The organism is Bacteroidota bacterium, assembly GCA_020161395.1.
In the GTDB taxonomy this organism is placed as follows: domain Bacteria; phylum Bacteroidota; class Ignavibacteria; order Ignavibacteriales; family Ignavibacteriaceae; genus UTCHB3.
Window position 1 is genome coordinate 27179 of sequence record JAIUOE010000011.1, and the last position, 22440, is coordinate 49618.

The 22440-nt window shown below is 41.0% G+C and carries 14 protein-coding genes and 3 tRNA genes; 10 read left to right on the forward strand and 7 right to left on the reverse strand.

All coding sequences use genetic code 11. From position 1 onward, the window contains the following. The 7 genes from LCH52_14430 to LCH52_14460 all read right to left on the reverse strand — a co-directional run bounded on the left by LCH52_14430 (position 1) and on the right by LCH52_14460 (position 7996). Positions 1-1368, reverse strand: coding sequence for a DUF1446 domain-containing protein (locus LCH52_14430; protein MCA0389684.1), 1368 nt, complete (start codon positions 1366-1368; stop codon positions 1-3). 18 nt (positions 1369-1386) lie between these two features. After that, complete coding sequence (miaA, locus tag LCH52_14435) at positions 1387-2298, reverse strand: tRNA (adenosine(37)-N6)-dimethylallyltransferase MiaA (protein MCA0389685.1); 912 nt, start codon at positions 2296-2298, stop codon at positions 1387-1389. After that, positions 2283-2924: a protein-L-isoaspartate(D-aspartate) O-methyltransferase gene (locus LCH52_14440; protein ID MCA0389686.1), complete on the reverse strand. Its 642-nt coding sequence runs from the start codon at positions 2922-2924 to the stop codon at positions 2283-2285. The genes miaA and LCH52_14440 overlap by 16 nt, the downstream gene beginning before the upstream one ends. 117 nt (positions 2925-3041) lie before the next feature. Then, positions 3042-3118: transfer RNA gene (locus tag LCH52_14445), tRNA-Cys, on the reverse strand. Positions 3119-3165: 47 nt separating this feature from the next. Beyond that, positions 3166-3241: transfer RNA gene (locus LCH52_14450), tRNA-Gly, on the reverse strand. A gap of 101 nt (positions 3242-3342) precedes the next feature. Continuing rightward, a complete protein-coding gene (gene topA, locus LCH52_14455) occupies positions 3343-5673 on the reverse strand; it encodes a type I DNA topoisomerase (protein ID MCA0389687.1) in 2331 nt (776 codons plus the stop codon). A 217-nt stretch (positions 5674-5890) separates the two neighbouring features. Further along, on the reverse strand, positions 5891-7996 hold the full coding sequence (locus LCH52_14460) for a carbohydrate binding family 9 domain-containing protein (protein ID MCA0389688.1): 2106 nt from the start codon (positions 7994-7996) through the stop codon (positions 5891-5893). Between the two features lie 157 nt (positions 7997-8153). Between LCH52_14460 and LCH52_14465 the strand changes: the two genes are divergently transcribed. From LCH52_14465 to clpP, 10 genes are all read left to right on the forward strand, one after another. Then, on the forward strand, positions 8154-9791 hold the full coding sequence (locus tag LCH52_14465; protein MCA0389689.1) for a SpoIIE family protein phosphatase: 1638 nt from the start codon (positions 8154-8156) through the stop codon (positions 9789-9791). A 50-nt stretch (positions 9792-9841) separates the two neighbouring features. Then, positions 9842-11086, forward strand: a complete 1245-nt coding sequence (locus LCH52_14470; protein MCA0389690.1) for a hypothetical protein — start codon at positions 9842-9844, stop codon at positions 11084-11086. Beyond that, the gene (locus tag LCH52_14475; protein MCA0389691.1) at positions 11083-15579 is read left to right on the forward strand and encodes a hypothetical protein; all 4497 of its coding nucleotides are present in this window, start codon (positions 11083-11085) and stop codon (positions 15577-15579) included. The genes LCH52_14470 and LCH52_14475 overlap by 4 nt, the downstream gene beginning before the upstream one ends. After that, positions 15573-16634 (forward strand): mechanosensitive ion channel family protein, encoded by a 1062-nt coding sequence (locus LCH52_14480; protein MCA0389692.1) that lies wholly within the window; start codon positions 15573-15575, stop codon positions 16632-16634. Before LCH52_14475 ends, LCH52_14480 begins: the two co-directional genes overlap by 7 nt. Beyond that, positions 16631-18415, forward strand: a complete 1785-nt coding sequence (locus LCH52_14485; protein ID MCA0389693.1) for a hypothetical protein — start codon at positions 16631-16633, stop codon at positions 18413-18415. Before LCH52_14480 ends, LCH52_14485 begins: the two co-directional genes overlap by 4 nt. A gap of 15 nt (positions 18416-18430) precedes the next feature. Then, on the forward strand, positions 18431-19120 hold the full coding sequence (locus LCH52_14490; protein ID MCA0389694.1) for a TrkA family potassium uptake protein: 690 nt from the start codon (positions 18431-18433) through the stop codon (positions 19118-19120). Positions 19121-19125: 5 nt separating this feature from the next. Beyond that, a complete protein-coding gene (locus LCH52_14495; GenBank protein ID MCA0389695.1) occupies positions 19126-20073 on the forward strand; it encodes a pyridoxal-phosphate dependent enzyme in 948 nt (315 codons plus the stop codon). Positions 20074-20243: 170 nt separating this feature from the next. After that, positions 20244-20325: transfer RNA gene (locus tag LCH52_14500), tRNA-Leu, on the forward strand. A 27-nt stretch (positions 20326-20352) separates the two neighbouring features. Further along, positions 20353-21726: a trigger factor gene (gene tig, locus LCH52_14505; protein ID MCA0389696.1), complete on the forward strand. Its 1374-nt coding sequence runs from the start codon at positions 20353-20355 to the stop codon at positions 21724-21726. A 99-nt stretch (positions 21727-21825) separates the two neighbouring features. Continuing rightward, complete coding sequence (gene clpP, locus LCH52_14510; GenBank protein ID MCA0389697.1) at positions 21826-22407, forward strand: ATP-dependent Clp endopeptidase proteolytic subunit ClpP; 582 nt, start codon at positions 21826-21828, stop codon at positions 22405-22407. Positions 22408-22440: the final 33 nt, after the last annotated feature.

Sequence of the window (22440 nt, forward strand, 5' to 3'; positions counted from 1 at the left end):
TCATAACTCCAGGATTGAGACAACAGGAACCACAAGTTCCTTTTTAATAAGTGCGGGCCAGTATGCTACAACAGAGCTGGGTTTGGGTCTTCCTCCTGCAAATCCCGTAACAGCGGGTGGACCGGTTAAAATCAGGGGAGCAATTTCCTGTCCAAATCTTTCGATTGACTTGTAGTCTGTTCCTCTGACTGCAAATCTCACCATGATCTCGTTGATATTCTCTTCATCAACCTCTTTGGCAGCATTGCCATGACAGGCATTGTACCCGACAAATTCAGTTCTGAATTCTTCATACACGCATCCGAGCGCCTCGAGTCTTTTCTTAAGAATTTTTTCTGCTGCCCTGGCTTTTGTAAGAGCCTGGGGCCAACTGTAAGTCAGCGATGCAAATGAAGAATAACCATATTCATAAGAGCAGGAAACCTTGTAGAACGGAGTAAACGGTTTTCCCTTCACTCCTGTCATCCTGACTCTGTTTTTACCGTCATCACTCAAATGTATTGAGGTAAAATCAGCAACACAATCGGGTGTTATATACTCTGTCGGGTCACCGATTTCATAAAGAAGTTGCTCCGAAACGGTGTCTATGGTAACTGCACCTCCAAGTGACTCGTGCTTGGTGATCACGACTTCACCGTTTGGATAAGCTTCTGCTATCGGAAATCCGGGTTTTTCCATATTTTCAATCGATTCCCAGTCGCCGAGAAAGTTTCCACCCGAAGCCTGAGCACCACATTCAAGTATGTGCCCCGCAACGGTACCGGCAGAAAGACGGTCAAAATCATCGCTCGACCAGCCAAACTCATAAATCATTGGAGCAAGAGTAAGCCCCGTATCTGTGGTTCTCCCCGTTATCACAATATCTGCACCCTTTTGGAGAGCTTCAACAATTGGGAAAGCTCCAAAATAAACATTGGCGCTGAGGAGCCGGTCTTTAACAATTGTAATCGGTTCCCCGGTCTCCATATTTGATAATCTGCAATCATCACTCAAAAGTTCATCAAGCCGGTCTTTTATATTATCGCCTTCGATAATGGCTACTTTTAACCCCTCAATTCCCAGTTCCCTGGCAATATTCAGAATCGCTGCAGCACAGGAGGATGGATTGACTCCCCCGCCATTCGTGATTACCTTTATTCCCTTTTCTTTACAGACAGGGAGAATTCTTCTCATCAAGGGCGGGATGTCTTTTGCATATCCGAGATTGGAGTCTTTGTTTTTTTGTTTCTGAAGAATTGACATCGTCACTTCTGCAAGGTAATCCATAACCAGGTAATCAATGTCACCCGATGTGACCTGCCAGTATGGTGCCTCAATCAGGTCTCCCCAAAATCCTTGCCCGGAAGCGATTTTTATTTTTTCTTTCATTTCAGTTTCAACTTCATTTTAATGATGAATCAGTTCTAACAGTTGGGTTGGAGATGGTAAAGACTCCGCAGAAATCCATTTTATTTTGGGATCAGCTCTAAACCAGGTGACCTGCCTTTTGGCATACCTCCGGGTGTTTCGCTTAATCAGCTCGATACATCTATCGCAGGAGATTTCATTGCAAATATAGCTAATCATCTCTTTATAACCTACAGTATTCAACGAATTAAGATTCCGCGAGTAACCAAGATCGAGGACTTTCCTGGTTTCGGTTTCCAAACCTGATGAAATCATTTGATCAACCCGCTCCTCAATCCTTTTATAGAGACTTTCTCTCGGAAAGTCGATCGCAAATTGAAAAAACTGAATATCTGTTCTCCCGGTCTGTTTTTTGTGGTGTGCCCAGATTGGTTCTCCGGTAAGCTCCAGTACTTCCAGGGCTCGTACGATTCTTTTCCAGTTGCCTGTATTCATCTTCGCTGCACTGACGGGGTCTTTTTCCTTCAATAAATCAAGCAGCTTCCCGGTGCCGTCGCGCTCCATTATCCTGTGCATTTCCTCACGAAAAGAGATATCTTTTGACGGACCTTCAAAAATACCCTCAACAAGCGCCTTCAGGTATAATCCGGTACCTCCCGCAACAACGGGTATTCTCCCATTGTTTATCAGTGATTCAATAATTTCGATTGCCTGTATTTCAAACATTGAAGCGTTGTATTCTTCGTCAGGTTCAAGAATATCAATTAAATAATGTCTGACGGAAGATAACTGGGCATGGGACGGTTTGGCAGTTCCGATGTTAAGGTGTCTGAAAATCTGCCTGCTGTCAGCGGAAATTACAGCAGAACCGAGATATTTCGCAAGATTAATTGCATAATCAGTCTTACCGGAAGCTGTCGGACCGGTTATGATGATTACTTTTTTTTCCATCCTTCTTTACCGAGAAGCGGCACAAAAGCAAATTCGGGAATCTCTTCAATCCTGAACTCACTTTCTGAAACCTTTTGAATAATCATCATTTTCTGCGATTCCTTCTCACCAACCGGAATTATCAGCCTGCCGCCGGGAACAAGTTGTTTTTTAAGCGGTTCGGGCACGGAAGGTGAACCTGCTGTCACCAGAATTGCATCATAAGGTGCAAACTCATTCCAGCCGATCGATCCATCGCCCCACTTCGAATAAACGGGGTATCCAAGTTTCTCGAAACGCTCTCTCGACTTCATGTAAAGATCATATTCTCTTTCGATGCTGTAGACTTTCGCTCCCAGAGTACATAAAATCGCAGCCTGAAACCCGGAACCGGTGCCAATTTCCAAAACCTTGTCGCCCTTCCGAAGTTTTGCAGCCTGAGTCATAATTCCAACAGTCGTGGGTTGAGAAATGGTTTGACCGTAACCGATGTGGAGGGCGGAATCTTCATATGCAAGGTGAGAAATGGCTTCTGGAACAAATCTGTGGCGGTCGCAGATCATAAAGGCATCAAGTACCTGTGGATCATTAACTCCATTGGCTGTCAGTTTTTTTATGAGTGTTTTTTTTGCAGAAGTGAACATCATTGTCGATCGAAAAGAAAGAATTTATACACCAAAATAAAAAAAGCTGTCAAAAAAGTTGTTTACCGGTCGTTTGCCGAATTTCAGCTAAAAAGATGAACAACTATTAAGACAGCTTTGTGGAGGCGCCGGTCGGATTCGAACCGACGGATAAAGGTTTTGCAGACCTTCCCCTTAAGCCACTTGGGTACAGCGCCATTTTTATTCTCCAAAATGAAAAAATCCACTGGCGTGGATTTTTTACTGGAGCGGGAAACGGGACTCGAACCCGCGACTTCAACCTTGGCAAGGTTGCGCTCTACCAACTGAGCTATTCCCGCAAATCTTCAATAAATTGGTCTACAAATATAGCTAAATTCAATATTTCATGCAAGTGGACGAAATAATTTTTTTTAACCAAATATCATTTTTTTTGAAGGATTTACCTTCTTTTCCTCTTTACAGGCTCTTTTACAGCACTCTCCTCGATTAATTTAAGAGCCTCTTCAAATGTAATCGAAACGGGTTCCTTCCCTTTAGGTATTTTTGCGTTTACTTTTCCGTTTGTGATATAGGGGCCGAACCTCCCGTTCAGAATTTTAATCTCAGGGTTCTCAGTAAAGCTTTTAATATTCCTCGCCGATTCAACATCCCGCTTCGAGAGTATCAACTCGATACATTCCTTTTCTTCAATTTCCAGAGGGTCAATATTTTTTGGAATCGAGTAAAACTTGCCGGCATGCTTTACATACGGACCAAATCTTCCGGTACCTATTGTAAGTTCCTCACCTTCAAATTCTCCCGCGATTCTCGGAAGCTTAAAGAGATCCAGTGCCTCCTCTTTCGTAATGGTGTCGAGTCTCTGCCCTGCTTTAAGAGAAGCCATCCTGGGTTTGATCTCAGGATTATCAGGGTTATAGAGTTGAGCCACCGGACCATATTTTGCCATTCTGACGATCAGATCGAGACCGGTCTTTGGATCCTTGCCTAATTCCCTCGACCCCGTGGCACGGTCACTTGACTCAATTGTTTCTTTTACGATTTTATGAAAAGGCTGATAAAATTTATTCAGCATCGTTGTCCGCTCAACCTCACCCTTCGCAATATCGTCCAGCTCTTTTTCAACTTTTGCGGTAAACTTAAAATCAAGGATACTTGGGAAGTTCTTCACTAAAAAATCGTTCACAATAAATGCGATGTCTGTCGGGAACAATTTTCCCTTGTCCGCTCCCGTGATTTCGGTTTTGTCCTCGGTAATTATCCTTCCTGAGGCAACGAGCGTCAACTTCTTGTATTCTCTGGGCTTACCTTCCCTTTCCTCTTTCACTACATACCCCCTGTCCTGAACCGTGGAAATTATTGGCGCATATGTGGAAGGTCGCCCGATTCCAAGTTCTTCAAGTTTCTTCACCAGGGCAGCCTCGGTAAATCTTGCTGAGGGACGGGTGTAGCGTTGTGTGGCGGTAATTTCTTTCATGCCCAGACTTTGTCCCACCTTCAATGGAGGAAGAATCGAGAGGTCCTGTTCTTCATTGTCATCATCATCTTTTGACTCGATATACAATTTGAGGAACCCGTCAAAAAGTATCACTTCCCCGGTTGCAATAAACAGGTGCTCTGATGTTGAGACAGCGATGGACGCAGTTGTTTTTTCAATTTTTGCGTCACTCATCTGGGAGGCAAGAGCCCTTTTCCAGATAAGATCATATAAAACCGCTTCGTCGCGGGAAAGGTTTGAAATTTTTCGCTTGTCGAAGTAAGTGGGCCTTATGGCTTCATGCGCTTCCTGAGCATTTGCTGACTTTGTTTTATATTTTCGCAAATGATGATAACTGTGGCCAAAACTCTCGGTAATTGTCTCTTTTGCAGAACCCAAGGCGAAATCGGAAAGATTTACTGAATCTGTACGCATGTAGGTAATGTGTCCGGCTTCGTAGAGATTCTGAGCAATTCGCATCGTCTTTGAGACCGAAAACCGCAATTTTCTCGCAGCTTCCTGTTGAAGCGTCGAAGTGGTGAATGGTGGAGCCGGCGACTTTTTTAACTCCTTCTTTTCAAGGCTGGAAATGGTGAAATCTGCACCTGCACATTTCTGAAGAAATTCAAGAGCAGATGCCTGGTCATCAAATTTTGTATCCAAATCCCCTTTCAAGGAATAATCCTTGCTGCCATCCCTGACACCAAAAAGTCCGGAAACATTGAAATAATCTTTGGTAACGAATTCCTGGATTTCTCTTTCCCGGTCCACAATCAATCTTACAGCTACTGACTGAACTCTGCCTGCTGACAGGGATGGCCTTACCTTTTTCCAAAGAACCGGCGAAAGTTCGAAGCCAACAAGACGGTCAAGTATTCTTCGCGACTGTTGGGCATCGACCAGATCATCATCAATGGTTCTTGGATTTTTTACAGCCTCAAGAATAGCAGGTTTTGTGATCTCATGAAAAACAATTCTTCTGATCTTCTCTTTCGGTATCTCCAAAGCCTCTTTTAAATGCCAGGAAATAGCCTCACCTTCGCGGTCCTCGTCAGTGGCAAGCCAGACAGTCTCCGCTTCCTTTGCCATCTTCTTTAATTCAGTCACCTTTTTCTTTTTGTCAGAAGGCACTTCGTATTTGGGAATGAATCCGTTCGTGGTATCAATTCCCATATCTTTCTTTGCGAGGTCTCTTATATGTCCATAACTCGAAGTTACTGTGAAATCCTTGCCGAGAAATTTCTCAATTGTCGAAGCTTTTGCGGGTGATTCTACAATTACCAGGTTTTTTATCATAATTCGTAAATTTTCAGATTAACTGTTTTGTTCTGTTCGTCCGGTATGGCTGTCCAATTCCGGTATAAAAAAATATATTTTCAGGATGCAAAGGAAATGATTTTATTTGGATGTGCAAAAATAATGCTGTTTTCGATAAAAAATTAACGACAGTTACCTGAATTATATCGCCAGCATAGCTCACTTCAATCCCAATTTTGTTCGTTAACTTCTTATTCTATATTACAAACATCCACGATACTTTTAAAATAACAACAAGGTCCTTCGATCTTAAGCCGTCGTGTGTACTCAATATTTTATTAATGACAAGATAGATGTCGCTCCCTGGAGATGGCTTGATATTTAATTTGTAATTAAAATTGAGCTCCTCCACTTCATTATTCCACTGAAACAGCAAAAAAGATGCGACATTTACATTCATCGTATATTTTATGCGTGTAAAGAACTCATTTGTTTGAAATCTGGAGGAGTTCACATCAAGATCATTAAACCTGTATCCGAGTGTAAACCCAAAATTCTGATTCAGAGTTGCATTTAATTCATTCTCGAATTCAAACCTTTTCCCTCCGTAATAATCTCCGTACACCATCTCAAATCCACCAAACAACTGCCTTGCCGGATTCGATTCAAACGATAATCCGTACATGTTTCCGTAGTACTCCCCTTTTCGAATGACCGTGTTTTTGAAAATTCTGAAATCCTCTTCAGGCTTGTCAAATTGTCTTAGAAAAGTAAAATCAATCTTATCGTTGGAGGCAAAAGTGAGACTTAAAGGAGTTGCCTCATACTCAAAGGAAATCATACTGCCCTGCGGATCGTGAGTCATGCGAAACTCAACGGGAATAATTTTCAACCGTCGGAGCATGCCACTGTTAAATCTTGGTGACCATGCCGCATTAAAAACAAATTCGTTCACCCCAGCTTCCGAGATAAATCCCGATTCGGGATTGAAATTCTTCTGTGTGAATCCATACGAGGAGAAAATACTCACCAGATCATTCGGAAATTCAACACTAATACCACCTGCAAGATTATCACTGTAGTTGTTGTTATCCTGAGAAGCAGCGATTCTTGAAGTAATTATGAGATTCTGATCTCCAAGAAAATCGTTAAAATTAAAGCTTAGATCAAGACCTCCCATACGGTTATATCTGTCAGTTGACTGAACATTACTAAAAATAAACCCGGCATAGGAATTGGTGCCAAATCCGAATTTTGCCCTTCCGACTGAATAATTTGTCGTGTTTTTGGTGGAGGTACCTTCTGTTTGAACTGAGAGCAAACCCGCTTCCAGATTCCCGGTTGAACCGGTGACTTTCAGTCCTCCGATAATTGGAATTCCCTCACCACCGGAAATACCTATAACCCGGGAATAATATGCAAGATTGCGACTTGCCAGATTAAAAGAGAACAATTTGTGTCCCTCAAGGAAAAAATCCCTCTTCTCGGGCAGATAGAGAGGAAATCTGGTCAGGTTTATCTCGGCTATATCTGCTTCGACCTGTGCAAAATCCGTGTTTATGGTAAGATCGAGAGTGAAAGCATCGGAAATTCCATACTTAAGATCGAGTCCCGCTTTAAATCTTGTCTCCTTTTCGGAATTGATATCCTGAAATCCTCCATTCACATAAGGAAGCAAATAAACAGGATTCCCTCTTTTTATTCCCTGTAATCCGGTGAGTTGTCCTGCCCGGGTAAGGTCAAACAAAAATCCATTCCTTACAGCACCTGACCAGATTACATCCTGACTCAACCTCCTTATCCCCCTTTGAAAATTAATCCTCCAGTTTTGAATATCTCTTTCTGGAAATTTCAGAGAGGAGAAAGGTAATTTGAATTCAGCGCACCAGTAGTTTTTATGAACTGCAGAACTCACATCCCAGATCATATCCCAATCCTCATTAAATTCACCGTATGATCTGCCCGCGACCAAAGCATCATTTTTTACAGACAGTGGATTTGTCGCAAACCAGTATCCGTTTCTTTGATCTCCAAATGTATCCAGTATCAATTTTACATTGTCATCGCCGGATGTAAATCCATCGTATTTCATCTCCCTGGCAATTATTTTCTCCGGCTCGGGATCAAAACAGATATACAAAACATACAATGCATCAGCAGTATATGCAACTTTGACAATTGTGGGAAACGCAGGTGCCTCTCCCGGATTCGGATCGATTTGTAAAAATGATGAATCACCGGGAATTGAGACCCAGACACTGTCTTTCTCACTCCCGTCAAGCTTAGGTGCTGTCTGGATTCGGGTTGCTTTAATCGATTTTTCACCGTTTTGTGAAAGGACAGTAAACGAAATCAATATCAAAATAAGAAATGTATTCCGAACGGTTGCGATAGTTACTCTCATAATATTAATGAATAATGGTTGTTACTGTACCAATTAAAATTGAATTTCTGTTTTGCGATAAATTACTTTAAAGTATATTTATAATTACAAAAATAGCTTATTTTAATATTTACACATGAAAATACTTTATTCTTCAGCAGAATCGCTGGCACAACAGCTTAAAGTGTACCTCGCCCCCGGTGGAATGATTGTTCAATCCACCCCGGATGGCATTCTTGATTCAGCAAAACTCGAAAAACCCTCTGCTATAGTACTGTTGCCTGATGAAGTGAATATTGATGTTTTGCTTGCGGTAAGGTTTGCCTCCCCTTCCTCATTTATAATAGTTGCTGGATCGGATCTGCCCTCCGACTGGCTTAAAGAACTTTTTAACCATAACTGCATCCACTTCTTTCTTGATGAACGAAACATTGAAGTAGAATCCGACCTTCTTAAACATTCATTTTGGAGCCATTATTATGTTCGAAGAAAAATCGATCAAACGGAAAACCGTACCGAATATTTCTTTGCCAGAATAAAATTCCTGCATGAGATTACCGTAAAGATGCTGGAAAACAAACCCCTTGGAAGACTCCTCGACGAGATAATGCTTGCAAGTCAGCATGTTCTCGATGCTGAAAAAAGCTCTTTTATGCTTTATGACCCAAGGGACGGACTTCTTCACTTCCATGTTCTTGAGGGAGCATCTGAAAATATAATAAAGGACAGACCTCTCGAGCTCGGAAGTGGAATTGCCGGGTGGGTTGCGAAACACAGAATTGCCCAGCTAGTGGATGATTGCTACAGCGACAAACGGTTCAACCCGAATTTTGATAAAATTTCCAATTTTAGGACCCGCAATATGGTTTGCGCCCCTATTATTAAAAATGATGTGCTGCTTGGGGTGATTTCAGTTCTGAACAAGAGGGGTGACAGTAAATTTCTGGTTGAGGATGTACAACTTCTCGAGACTCTCGCAGGACAGTGTGCTGTAGCAATCGAAAACGCACGATTGCTCGATTCCAAGATTGAAAATGAGGCAATAAAAAAAGAACTCGAGATGGCTTTTAAGATACAGCAAAAATTACTTCCGAGCGAACTGCCTGTTTTCAGATCGCTTTCTGTGTCGGCAAAATTGATTCCGGCTCAGGAAGTCGGTGGTGATTACTATTCCGTACACAGGTTGTCTGAGAACCGTTGTCTGCTGATGGTTGCAGATGTGTCCGGCAAAGGGATACCCGCAGCCTTGCTTGTTTCAACAATTGATGCCACTCTCCATACAATAATAAAACTCAAAGGAGATGACCTCGATCCAAAGTTTATCGCCGAAAACATTAATTCAGTACTCTGTGATGTTACAACAAGTGAAAAATTTGCCACTGCCTGGATTGGTATTCTTGATACCGATTCCGGAAGTCTAAAGAGCATAAATGCCGGGCATAATGAACCAATTCTGTTCAAATTCTCCGATTCATCAATCACCAGATTGAGAAAGGGAGGGATTTTTCTTGGAGTGGTTCCTTTTGATTACGAAGTGGAGACAGTCGATTTCTCGAAAGATGATATAATAGTATTCTTTTCGGATGGTGTTGTTGAAGCCATGGATACCAGACTAAATCTCTACTCCGATAAAAAACTGGTTGAACTGGTGGAACAGAATTCTCATCTCTCTTCAGATAAACTCGTCGATATGATTGTTAAAGATGTTTTGCACCATGAGGAAAACACGCAACAAAGCGATGATATAACCATTTGCATTGCAAAGGGTTTGTAAAAATTGGCAATTTATTTAGTATGTTTCAAAGTTTGATTTAAATATTTCCGATGCAAACTTTATACCTTTTTATCCTCGTTCTCTTTTTTGGCTATCTCGGTACCGGATTGGTTCTAAGGAAGATATCCAATAAGAATTATTTCCCCACCGGGACCGAGTATATTATTACGGGAATCATACTCAGTCCTGCACTTTTTTCCCTTATAAATCAGTTTCTTCCGGAATATTTTCAATCGCAAACGGGATCCGGGCTTATTCCTGCCTTGTCGCCTTTTATGAGCGCTGCCACAGGATTCATCGGCTTCTGGTTCGGGATGCACTTCAACATTGTGGAGCTGCTAAAGACTAATCGTGAGAGTGTCAGAATTGCATTATACGATTCATTGTTTTCCCCTCTTTTAACCGGAGCAGCCACCTTCGCAATTCTTGCTTACTTTTTCACTGATAAGCTGGATTCGGCTCAAATTCTCGCAGCATCAGCAGCAATCGCAATTATTATCTCGCTCCCGACCTCTTTCTTTATCGATAAAATGAAGAATGAACACTCCATTTCGGGAAAACTGACAGAATCACTTCAGATCGCCACAAGGTTCTCCAAGTTCTTCTCCATTCTGCTGTTCGGAACAATCTTCCCCCTCTACCACTCAAGTCAGAATACAGCACCCGGAATGACATCGACTGAATTTTTAGTTATCAGTCTTGGTATAGCTGTTGCCGGAGGAATTCTCTTTTTTGTTTTTCTCGGCAGAGAATCGAATCAGCAAAAGATAGTCACCGGTACATTGGGCATCACTTTACTGGGAAGCGGCATTGCCTATTATCTGGGAATCTCCCCGCTCGCTCTCTGTTTTATAATCGGGGTACTTGCAGGTAATTTTTCCAAAATAAAAAAGGAAATCCTCTCTTCTATTGAAGACCTTGTATATCCCGTATCTCTTGTAACCGTTATTTTTGCAGGAATAATGTGGACTCTGCCGGAGAGTGAAATTTCGTGGGCTATAATCCTGATTCTGCCAATAGTCAAAGTATTCTCAAAAATCCTGAGCCACAAAACTGCCATTAGTGCGGCTTTCGATAAAAAAAGTGTTAATAATCGTCAATATGAGATTTTTCTGCCCAATGATATTGTGATTTTTTCACTTCTCATAAACTATGCCACCGTCATCAACAATTCACTGACTTCCATAGTGATCAACACAGCCATTATTTCGGCAGTCATATTTAATTTTTCAGGCAGTCATACTGCAAAACGATTCCTTGTTGAGTCAGACGAAATCCGGGGAGAAGTAAAATGATTTCGTATTTCAGAAAATTTGCAGTCTTGGGGATTTTATTCGGTTTGATGATACTCACTCTGAATATTGGTTCTTCGGAGAGTCTTATATACCCTAAAATGATAGCTATTCTTGGATTTATAATTCTTGCTTCTTCCACAATTGGTGAGCTTTTTCAACGACTATCACTCCCCAGAGTGCTTGGATATCTGATCTGTGGTGCACTTTTCGGATTACCATTTTACCAGCTTTCGGATATCCCTGAACTAAACCTGATGACCGAAACAGTAGTTGGTAATTTGACTTTCGTCGCCAATATCGCACTCTCATTTATTGCATTTTCAGCAGGACTTGAACTGAACCGGACAAGAGTATCGGGAATTTACAAAAACGCTCTCCTCACAGTCGGGTTCAAGGTGTTTTTTGTTTCACTGTTTGTCGGCGGTGGAGTTTTCCTCCTTTTCCCTTTCTTTTCTGAGAACCCTTTTGCAACTGATTATCTGATTTTCTCAGGGATTCTTATTTCCGTTCTGGCTATGGGATCATCTGTGGAATTTACAACTGCCGAAGCCAGTGATGAGGCTGGTGAAAACCAGTTACTCGATTTCACCTTGGGTACCGTTGCTTTCAAAGAAGTTTTCAATCTTCTGGTGATAGCCGGATCCTTCTACTTTTTAGCAACAGTACCATCATTTAGTTCCCCTTCATTTTCACCCGACTATATTCAAAGTCTTTTGCGTGACCTGTTGCTATCTCTGATTGCCGGGATGATTTTGGGAATTCTTACAATATTATATGTCAGATTTATAAAAAGTGAAATTTCATTTTTCCTCATCATTCTTGTTTTGGCAGGAAGTTACGGATCGTCACTTTTTAACCTTCAGCCATTGATTGTTTTCCTGGTCGCTGGTATCGTTTCGGTGAACTTCATCAAAGATATCGACTTTAAATCCCATGTCGTTAACTTTAACCTCCCTGTCTTTTTGGTCTTTTTTACCCTGCTGGGGGCGTTTCTTAATTTTTCCCACATTCTCCCGGCGCTCTTCCCTGCGTTTATACTTTTCCTGCTTAGAATTGTCGCGATTTATGCTTCAGTAAAGATTTCTTCAGGAATTACCGGGATGTCTGCTCAAACCGGCAGATATGGATGGGCAGGATTTATTTCACCAAACATGACTCTGACTGCTCTCATACTTTTAAGCATTTCTTCACTCTCTATCGGGTCTCCTTTTGTAACCGGAGTGATTTATGACTTTTTCCTCCTCAATTTGTTTTTTGGTCCATTACTTTTTAAACTTGCTCTCGTTCTAAGCAAAAAACCTGTCAGCCCTGCTCTTGAAGAGAAAAGTACGCCAGAACCTGTAAAAGAAATTGTCGAAAAATTAGAGACTGTTGAAAAGGATTATCGAATCGTTTTTTCTGAACCAAATTTTATTGATCCCGATCTCAATAAAATTCTGTTCGATCTCTATTTTAAAGTTGTGGAACTTGCGAATGAGTTCAGAGACAGTTTTATTTCCAAAAGAAATTTTGAGACAGAAGAAATTTTGAATGAAACCGTTGCGCTCTACAGGAACATGTTTTCGAGCATCGAGTCGATTCTTTTGTCAGGCAAAGAACCCAGAGCTATAAAATCAACTCTGCAAAGTCTTCGAATCAATCAAACTGAAGTGCTGCTCCACAAGCTTGATGAGCGTAAAAATATCGAACGGGAGTTTGCCAATTCTGATACTCTCATCAAAAGACTCTTAAATGAAGTCATGCAACTTACAGATGAACTCTCCGAAGAGTACCCTCTTGATGTGGAGATTGATTATGCCTCTTATTCGAAAAAACCTCTCTCATTTAAGTTATTCATCCTAAAACTTAAAATCAAAGCTTTTTTCCAGACCTTTTTTACGGGGCACAGCCAAACAGCAGTAAAGGTTAATCTTAAAAATATTGCCAGATACTATCTGAATTCGAAAACGACTCACGAGTTGTTGGAAACTATAAATTTAACGGGTGCCGACAGGTTAAACCTGTTTAGAAAATTAAAGGCGATACATAAAAATTATATCAGTTACCTCGATGAATTAATTCTGTTGATCGGCCAGGAAAGAAGCAGCCTGGGATTTGTGACAGTTTTTTTCATGCGTTACGAAGAACTGAAAGCAATGTTTTTTAATGAACTCGATGTTTATAACTCGGAACAATCTTCCACTGTTCAGGAAATAGAAAAAAGACTAAGTTACGCCTTTGCCTCTCCCTACAATTCACTCCTCGATGAAATTGCCGATATTATGCTGGTAAAAAAACGGGGCGATGAGTTAAACTTCCTCGAAGCTTTTGAGAAGGCACAGTTGGAGAAGGAAAAACTCCTCGACTCTATCAGGTACTGGGTTATATATTATCAGGGCATTATCGGGTTGATTCAGAAAGAGCTGTATATCTACCGATTCGAAATTCAACTCAACAATTTTATCGACAGAGCCTTGATAAATCTGGCAGATGAAGTCAGTGACCGAATCCGTGCCGGTTGTCCTAAAGTAGCTGATCAGTTTAGAACTTTTTCAAAAGAACTTGGGGAACTGATTCCCCTAGGTTACAGCGCTTTAAAGATCTATTCTGACAGCTTCAGGATGTCGTTCGCCATACCTGAGCTCACCTCATTAATAAGAGATCTGGAAAAAACCGCCCGCAGCCGGAAAATAAGAACTTTTTTTGATACCCTGATCAACGGAATTAAATCAGTCTCACTTGGGTTGCCGGAAGAATCTGTTTTCCTGGATGAGAATGATTTGGTACTCCCAAACCGTACTCCTGAGTTCAAGGAACTGAAAACCTACAAAATAAGGTCACTAACCTCCCATTTCCTTCTCCTGAAATTGCCACGGGAAATTGGCGAAGTTAACGAGTTTCTCGTTAACTATATTGATGGAGCCCTGAAAGAAATTCGTAACCTTGAGTCGAGCATAAACTACTACTTCGATTCGATGGTAAAAAGACTGCAGGAGGATCCGGATGACCATGACAGCATAAAAGCAATACTTGAATCTCTGGATGAAAATTTCATCTCCCGGTTAAGGGAAATTGAAAATAACAACGATAAACTTGAACTTGCGATTAATAAGCAGGTGGCAAGTAAAACCGCTTTTGCAGTTACCGAAGTAAAAAGATTGATTTCTCTCTCAGCAGTCAACTACCAGAGTTCGGCACTCGATGCGGAAGAATTCAGGTTAAAGATTTACTATTCGATGAGAAAAGTAAAGGTGCTTACAAAGAGATTCTTTCGCTCCATATATATTTCTGTCAAAAACACCCTGTCCCGTTTTGTCTTCCCCTTGTTCAAAAGAGGTGTTGAGAACTTAAAATATCTCTCGGGCAGGTTAACAGTAAATTACCGTGAAGACCTGTTTAAAACACAGGAAATTCTTAACTCACTCCCCTTTATCTACAGACGCCTTTTTGACGGCACATCGTTGGAGTCCAGCGAACTGTTTCTCGGGAAAGATGAAATAAAGTCGATCGTAAACCAGGCGAAGGAACGGTTTAAAGCGAAACTTCCTGCCTCAATCCTTATTACAGGTGCACCCGGATCCGGGAAAACTTCATATATCTATTATATTAAAAAGGATTTATTACAACCCGGCGAGTATATCGAACTCTATTTCCTTGAGAGAATCAGCACCGTTGAAGAACTTAGAAGACTGATTTCGGATGCTCTGGGCTACAATGAACTTAAAACAGTTGAAGCGATTATCATCGATTTGAACGAGAGATTCAGGAATAAATTTGTTCTGCTTATTAATCTAAACAAGACTTTTGTTCGAACTGTTGATGGCTTCGAAGCATTGAAAACAATGCTTTACATTATCTCGATGACAAGTTCCAATGTTCTTTGGGTGGCAACAATTCAAAGCATCGGCTGGCAGTTCATAAAAACAAACTTCAAGGCAGCTTCACTTTTTAACTTCTCCGTTTCATTGGAAGAATTAAACAGACACAGGATAAAAGACATTATCCTGCACAGACAGCACACCACCGGTTTTGCCTTCAGATTTACCCGGGATGACCTCTACCTGTTGAGGAAAAGACTGTTTAAATCCTCCAAGCCATTGGAGGATCAATCCTACCTGGAAGAAGTCTATTTTCAGCGTCTCACTGAGTATGCAGACGGTAATATAGTTGCAGGTATGAATTACTGGTTGAATTCAATCTCAAAGATCGAGGAAAACACACTCGTAATTCACACTTACAAGTCGTTTCCACTTATCGATCTTTCTTTCCTCGATATCTCCATGATTACCGTTCTGTATACTGTAATGCTTCACGGCGGTTTGAAGAGGAGTCAACTGGCACAGTCATTGAATATTTCGGAAAAACAGGCAGGAGAATACCTGGAGAAACTTCTCTCTTTGAACCTCTTGAGGATTGGTGAATTGAGTAAAAGCCATGACTATTATTATATAAACAAATTCAAGTTCAAATCGGTACAGAATGAACTTCAAAAACGGAATATACTGCCATGGTAAATTTCAGACCTCTTCTTGTTTTGTGTCTGTTCTGTTCCCTGCAATTCGCCGGTGTTTCACAAACCGTGGAAAAAGTAAAAAAGGACTCTGCAGGACACACGATTTTACCTGTAAAAGACAGCGTATTAAGAATTGATACGATCGTTCGAATTGACAGTGTGTACATTTTTGACACGGTAAGAATTAGCGATCAGAATACTACCAGAGACAGTAATTTTTTCCCGACATCATTGATCATTGTAGATTCATCATCCAATAAGCTCCCCTCACTCGATGATATGGTGAACTCAATTAATTTCGTAAAACAGTTGGGAATCTTCAAACTCGTCCTCATTCTGTTTATTATTGCGATCGCTTCAGGTTTGACTTTTGCATTAAGGATTCTCTCAAAATATCTTTCGTTCAAGGGAGAAAAATTTGGCAGAGTTCTGAAAGGTATCTCTGTCGCGAGAACATTTGTTTGGCTTGTGACATTTTATTCGATTCTTAAACTGGTTTTTGTTCAGACGCAATTCCTTCTGCTTCTCTTTATTCTCATATCACTCGTTCTTTTGGGGATTGCAGCTCTGCCACTGCTCGGTAATTTGTTAGGGAGGATTTTCATCCTCTCAGGAAATATGTTCAATCATAATGACTACATCAAAGCCGGAATCCATAGAGGATTCGTTCAGGAAATCGGGTTAAAACATGTAACCATTCTGAGTGATGAAGGATCAGCTATTTTTATTCCAAACTCATACTTCATCAACAACCCTTTTGAAAATGTAAGCAGAGGTAAAAAAGAAGAGCAAATCTCGCTTGATTTTGACTTCCCGTCAAAGTATGACCCCGAAAGAGTGCTTGGAATCCTGAAAGAAGCAGCGATTTCAAATCCTTATTTGTACATCAATAAAGAACCGGAAGTTTTTATTAAACAGGTCGATTTCATTAATGACCGTTATACAATAAAAGTGAACCTTTATTTGTACGACTCAAACTATATTGACGAATTATATGACTCTATTAATAAATCGGTTTTAGCTAAATTGACCACCGATCAATCTGAGAATAAATGAAGAACGAACCAATCAGGCAAAGTATCCAGGCTAAAATTCTTAGAGCCCTGAGAATATTTCTTATTTTTTCTGCAACAGCCGGATTTGCAACCATAATCCTCGAGCATGGTTTTCAAATCAATTTTGTTGAGGAAGCATTAATCAATCTTCTCTCCGTGGCAGTGGTTGGTATCTTCATGATTTATCAACTTGCCAACATTACTTTTGCTGAAAATAAAGGTCAGTTTCTCCGGGCACATCTTTTTGAGTTCCTCGTAATTTTCTTCATCATCATCGAGGGAATACTGACTCTTTCTGGAGTCAGTATCATTCAGAATATTGGCACAACATTTAACATTAAAAATATCACTTTTCTATATGTTGTTCTGGCACAGGCATACATTGTAATTGGCATTATTCTCGGAGCAATCAGGTACAATAAAAAGATTCTGGAATCGAAAATACACCCCGCCAGACTCTTCATGCTCAGTTTTGCGGTGACCATTCTCATTGGAGCTCTGCTTCTAATGTTACCTGCTGCAAGCAATATTCCCGGTGGTTTACGATTCATTGATGCGTTGTTTACCTCTACGAGTGCCGTATGCGTTACCGGGCTGGCTGTAGTGGATACGGGTCTCGATTTAACCCGGTTCGGACAGATAGTACTGATGATGCTCTTTCAGATCGGCGGACTTGGCTTGATGACCTTCACAACTTTTTTTGCTATCTTTCTCTCCGGCGGACTTGGAATCAAAGAAAAATTTATTCTCCGTGAGATGATGCATGAAGATAATATCGGGGCAATCGGCAAGGTACTTTCAAGTCTTATCATTCTTACTTTCACTCTTGAGGGAGTTGGTGCTACGGTTATTTTCTTCTCAATAAAGGATTTTTATCCCGGAAATGTTGAAGAAGCAGTATTCAGCAGCATTTTTCACGGTATTTCAGCTTTTTGTAATGCCGGTTTTTCGATTTATTCGATGAATCTGGCTGATCCGATGATAAAAAACAACTATGTCTTTAACACGACAATATCGCTTCTGATTATCTTTGGAGGTTTGGGCTTTACCGCCATTCTTGGAATGCCAAGTTATATCAAAGTCAATACGAAACCATTGTTTGCAAAATTAAATATGCCTCTACAGGTTAAAATAGTATTTCTCACGACGGCTGTGCTGATAGTTGGGGGTACGCTCACAACCTACCTTCTGGAAATCAATTCATCGTTAAAGGGATTGTCAACGGGTGATGCATTATTCCATTCCTATTTCCAGGCTGTATCAGCAAGAACGGCAGGATTCAACACAATCGACATATCTGCCTTTACTGACCCGACTACATTCTTTTATTGTTTCCTGATGTTCATCGGTGCCTCTCCGGGTGGTACAGGCGGTGGAATAAAGACGACTACATTCACGGTTGTTTTTCTTTCAATTCTGATGTACAGAAACAGTACGAGGGATTTGAGGATAAACAGGAGAACCATACCGACCGATGTGATAAATCTTGCATTTATGATCTTTTGGCTTTCGGTATTATATATACTCCTCGGAGTGTTTATTATGAGCATTTCAGAACCGGGAAAGAAATTTATCGATCTGATGTTCGAAGCATTTAGTGCAGCAGGAACAGTGGGATTATCCAAATCGGTGTCACCCAACCTCTCTGATGTCGGCAAATTGGTTGACATTCTGTTGATGTACATCGGCAGGATAGGTCCACTGACAATAATTTTCAGTTTTATTGGTGAGAGGGACAGCAGCCGGTACTCTTATCCAAAAGACAACATTTCAATGTTATAATATTGAGGTTTTAATTTGAAAAAGAAATATGTAATTATCGGACTGGGTGATCTCGGAAGAAGCATCGCCCAATCACTGGGTAAATCCGGTTCGGAAGTGCTTGCCATTGATGTTGATGAGGATGCAGTAAACGACATAAAAGATCTGGTTGATACTGCTGTACGCGCTGATTCAACGGACGAAAAGGCTCTGACAATGCTCGGTATAGACGGCACAGTTGATGCAGCGATTGTCGCCATTGGTCCCGATAAATTTGAGACAACGATCCTTACATCGGTTTTGCTTCTCGAAAAGAAGGTTAAAAAAGTTGTTGCCCGCGCATCTTCAGAATTACAGGAGAATATTTTAAAGAAACTGGGCGTTCATCAGGTATTGATACCCGAAGTCCAGGTCGCAAGACAGATTATCAGCCTTGTGACAAGTCAGGATGTGCTGGACACCATAACGCTTGGCGAAGACTATAATATTGTCCATCTGAAAAACCCCAGGGCGTTTATCGGAAAAAGTTTGCAGGAACTTGACCTCCGGATTCGATATAATGTAAACCTTATCACCATCAAACGAATGTCAAAGAGTTATAAAGGTAGCGCCCAGGAACCTCATGTGGAAATATATGGCGTACCGACCGCATCCACAATCCTCGAGGAAAACGATGTACTGATTGTCTTTGGACGCGATAAGGACATTAAAAAAATTGTGGAATAATTGAAATGTTCCCTTCTGCGAATGAGATTTGCGATGCACACCAAAGGATATTTCCCTATGTGCATAAAACTCCTGTTTTAACTTCGAAAAGCATTGATGAACTCGCCGGAGCCTCGCTTTTTTTCAAGTGCGAGAATATGCAAAGGGGTGGTGCATTCAAAGCAAGAGGTGCATTTAATGCCTCTCTGCAGTTAACGAATGAGGAGCTGGCAAAAGGTGTTGCCACACACTCCTCAGGTAATCATGCCACTGCACTTAGTCTCGCTGCCCGTACTTTGGGCATTCCTGCTTACATCGTCATGCCATCCAACTCAAAACGGATAAAGATTGTTTCTGTTGAGGCTTTTGGTGGTAAAATTACTTTTTGTGAACCTACTCTTCAGGCGAGAGAATCAACTCTGGAAGAGATAGTTCAAAAGACAGGTGCTGTTTTCATCCCTCCTTATGATGACTACCGGATTATTGCCGGGCAGGCAACAGCAGCAAAGGAACTGATCGAGGAGATCGAAAACCTCAATGCAATAATTGCTCCGGTTGGTGGCGGCGGTCTTCTTTCAGGAACTGCCCTATCAGTAAATTATTTCTCAAAGGGATGTGCTGCTTACGCCGCTGAACCCGCAGGGGCTGACGATGCATGGAGATCGCTCAAAGCTGGTAAAATTATTCCCTCCATCAACCCTGTTACCATCTCCGACGGGCTGCTGACATCCCTCGGGACACGCAATTTCCCCATAATACAGGAACTCGTTTCAGAGATAATCCGGGTCGAAGAGAGTGAAATCATATCCGCAATGCGTTTGCTCTGGGAACGGTTGAAAATTGTAGTCGAACCAAGCTCTGCAACAGTCCTGGCTGCTGTGTTGAAATCAAAAGATTTGTTCGAAGGCAAAAAAACAGGGTTGATACTATCGGGAGGAAATGTCGATCTCTCCGAGATGAAGAATTATTTTTGATCTCTCGCAGAACTTTATGAATATTACAAACGCGACTTCCTGGGCTTTAGACTTGGCACTCAACAACACGCTCCAAAATTCATAATTCACAACTCATAACTCATAACTAACAACTCCCCCTCTTCTTTTTTCTTTCTTTCAATTTTGTTATATTTGCAGGCTACATTATTGCGAAAGTGGCGAAATTGGCAGACGCGCTAGACTTAGGATCTAGTGGAGAGATCCGTGGGGGTTCGAGTCCCCCTTTTCGCACTTCAAATCTTTAAACCAGAGGTTAGATTGGAAAGGAAAATAAATCAGTTATCAACAGCTGAACATCAATTAGAAGTAACATTAAGCCCTGAAGAAGCCTCACCACTTATTCAATCAGAAGTCGCAAAAAAAATTACCACTATTCAAATCCCCGGTTTTAGAAAAGGCAAAGCCCCTCGACATGTGATTAAAAATATGTATGGTGATTCTCTTGAATACGATGCTGCTGACAAAGTGGCGAACAAGATATTCTGGGACTCGGTGAAAGAGATGGAATTGAAGCCGCTTAATACACCGGGATTGGTTGATCTAAATTACAAACCGGGAGAATCTCTCTCGTTCAAGATTAATTATGAGATATTCCCTGAAGTTGACATTGTAAATTATCGTGCGAATGATATCGAAATTCCCCTGTATGAAGTAACCGATTCACTTGTTGAGGAAGAGCTCAAAAATCTGCTCAATTCCAATGCTGAATTTGAGAGTGTGGATAAAGTTGAGGATCCTGCAAATACACTTATCGACATCGATTTCTACAATACCACCACTTCACAGGAAGTGGGAACACCAAAAGCAATCGAAATCGATTATCCCCTTTTAAGTGATTCTTTCAGATCGTCAGTGAGCAATCTTAAAACCGGTGATTTCATTAAGCCGGCAGATTTTTATTCTGATCAAAAAATGATTGACGCTTACGAGAAATCCTCATATATTTTTGTCGTAAAAGGATTCAGAACAAAGAAGCTCCCGGAACTGACAGATGAATTTGTGCAGACAATTTCAAAAGAGTACAAAACTGTCGATGAGCTTAAAGAAGGGATTGCTGCCTACTATAAAGGCTACTATGAGGATATGACGAATAAAATCTATAATTCTCAGCTTGAAAAGAAAATTCTCGATGCCAACGATTTAAAAATTCCGTCAACTTTTACTGAACGAGTGCTTGAATATTTCGTGAAAGAGGAAACTGAAAAAGCAAAGAAGGAGAAAAAACCACTCCCGAAAGCTGAAGACCTCCGTACAGCTTATTTGCCTTATGCTCAAAAAGAAGCTAAATGGCAGGTGATCCGCGAGAATATCATCCGTCAGGAAAACCTCACAGTTACAGATGAATATATCGATGAACTCGTGAAACAGGAAGTTGAAAAATACAATATTGGTGAGGACATACTCAGGGATTATTTCCGGGGTGACTCAATAAAAAATCAATTGTTGTATGGACTTCTTGACAAATTCCTTGCCGCTGAAAACCCGAGGAAGTCTATCGATCCGGAAGAATATCGTGAAAAATATGTCAAGAAGCATGATCACGACCATGACCACAATCATGAACATCATGACCACGATCACGACCATGACCATGACCATGACCACGATCATGACCATGAACATCATCATTAATTGAAACCAAAAAAGATAATTGTTTGTTTTTAATTTGGATATGTTTACAAAATTTAGTGAAAGTTAATTATGAGTAATAAAATAGAAATTTTCAACCAGTTGGTTCCCTATGTCATCGAGCAGACAGGCAGAGGCGAAAGAGGTATGGATATCTATTCCAGATTGCTTAGAGAGAGAATTATTTTTCTCGGTACAGCAATCGATGATCATGTAGCCTCTCTTACAATCGCACAACTTATCTTCCTCGAGGCTGAAGATTCCTCCAAAGATATCTATTTATACATAAACTCACCCGGTGGAAGTGTTTCAGCCGGTTTAGCAATTTATGATACCATGCGGTTCATCAAACCGGATGTATCTACAATCTGTGTCGGTCTTGCTGCAAGTATGGGTGCGGTTTTGCTCGCAGGTGGTGCTGACGGAAAACGGTCGGCACTCCCCAACTCGAAGATCATGATTCATCAACCCTGGGTTGGTGGCATCTCAGGTCAGGCTTCCGATATCGAGATCCAGGCTAAAGAGATGATGAAAACAAGAGATACTCTTTACAAGATACTCTCTGACCACACAGGAAAAACGATTGCACAGATCACAAAGGACTGCGACAGAGATTATTTCATGACTTCCGAGGAAGCCGTTGAGTATAAACTTATAGATAAAATTCTCGACAAACGAAAATAATTTCTTTTTCGCGTTCAAAATTTGAAGCTGCCC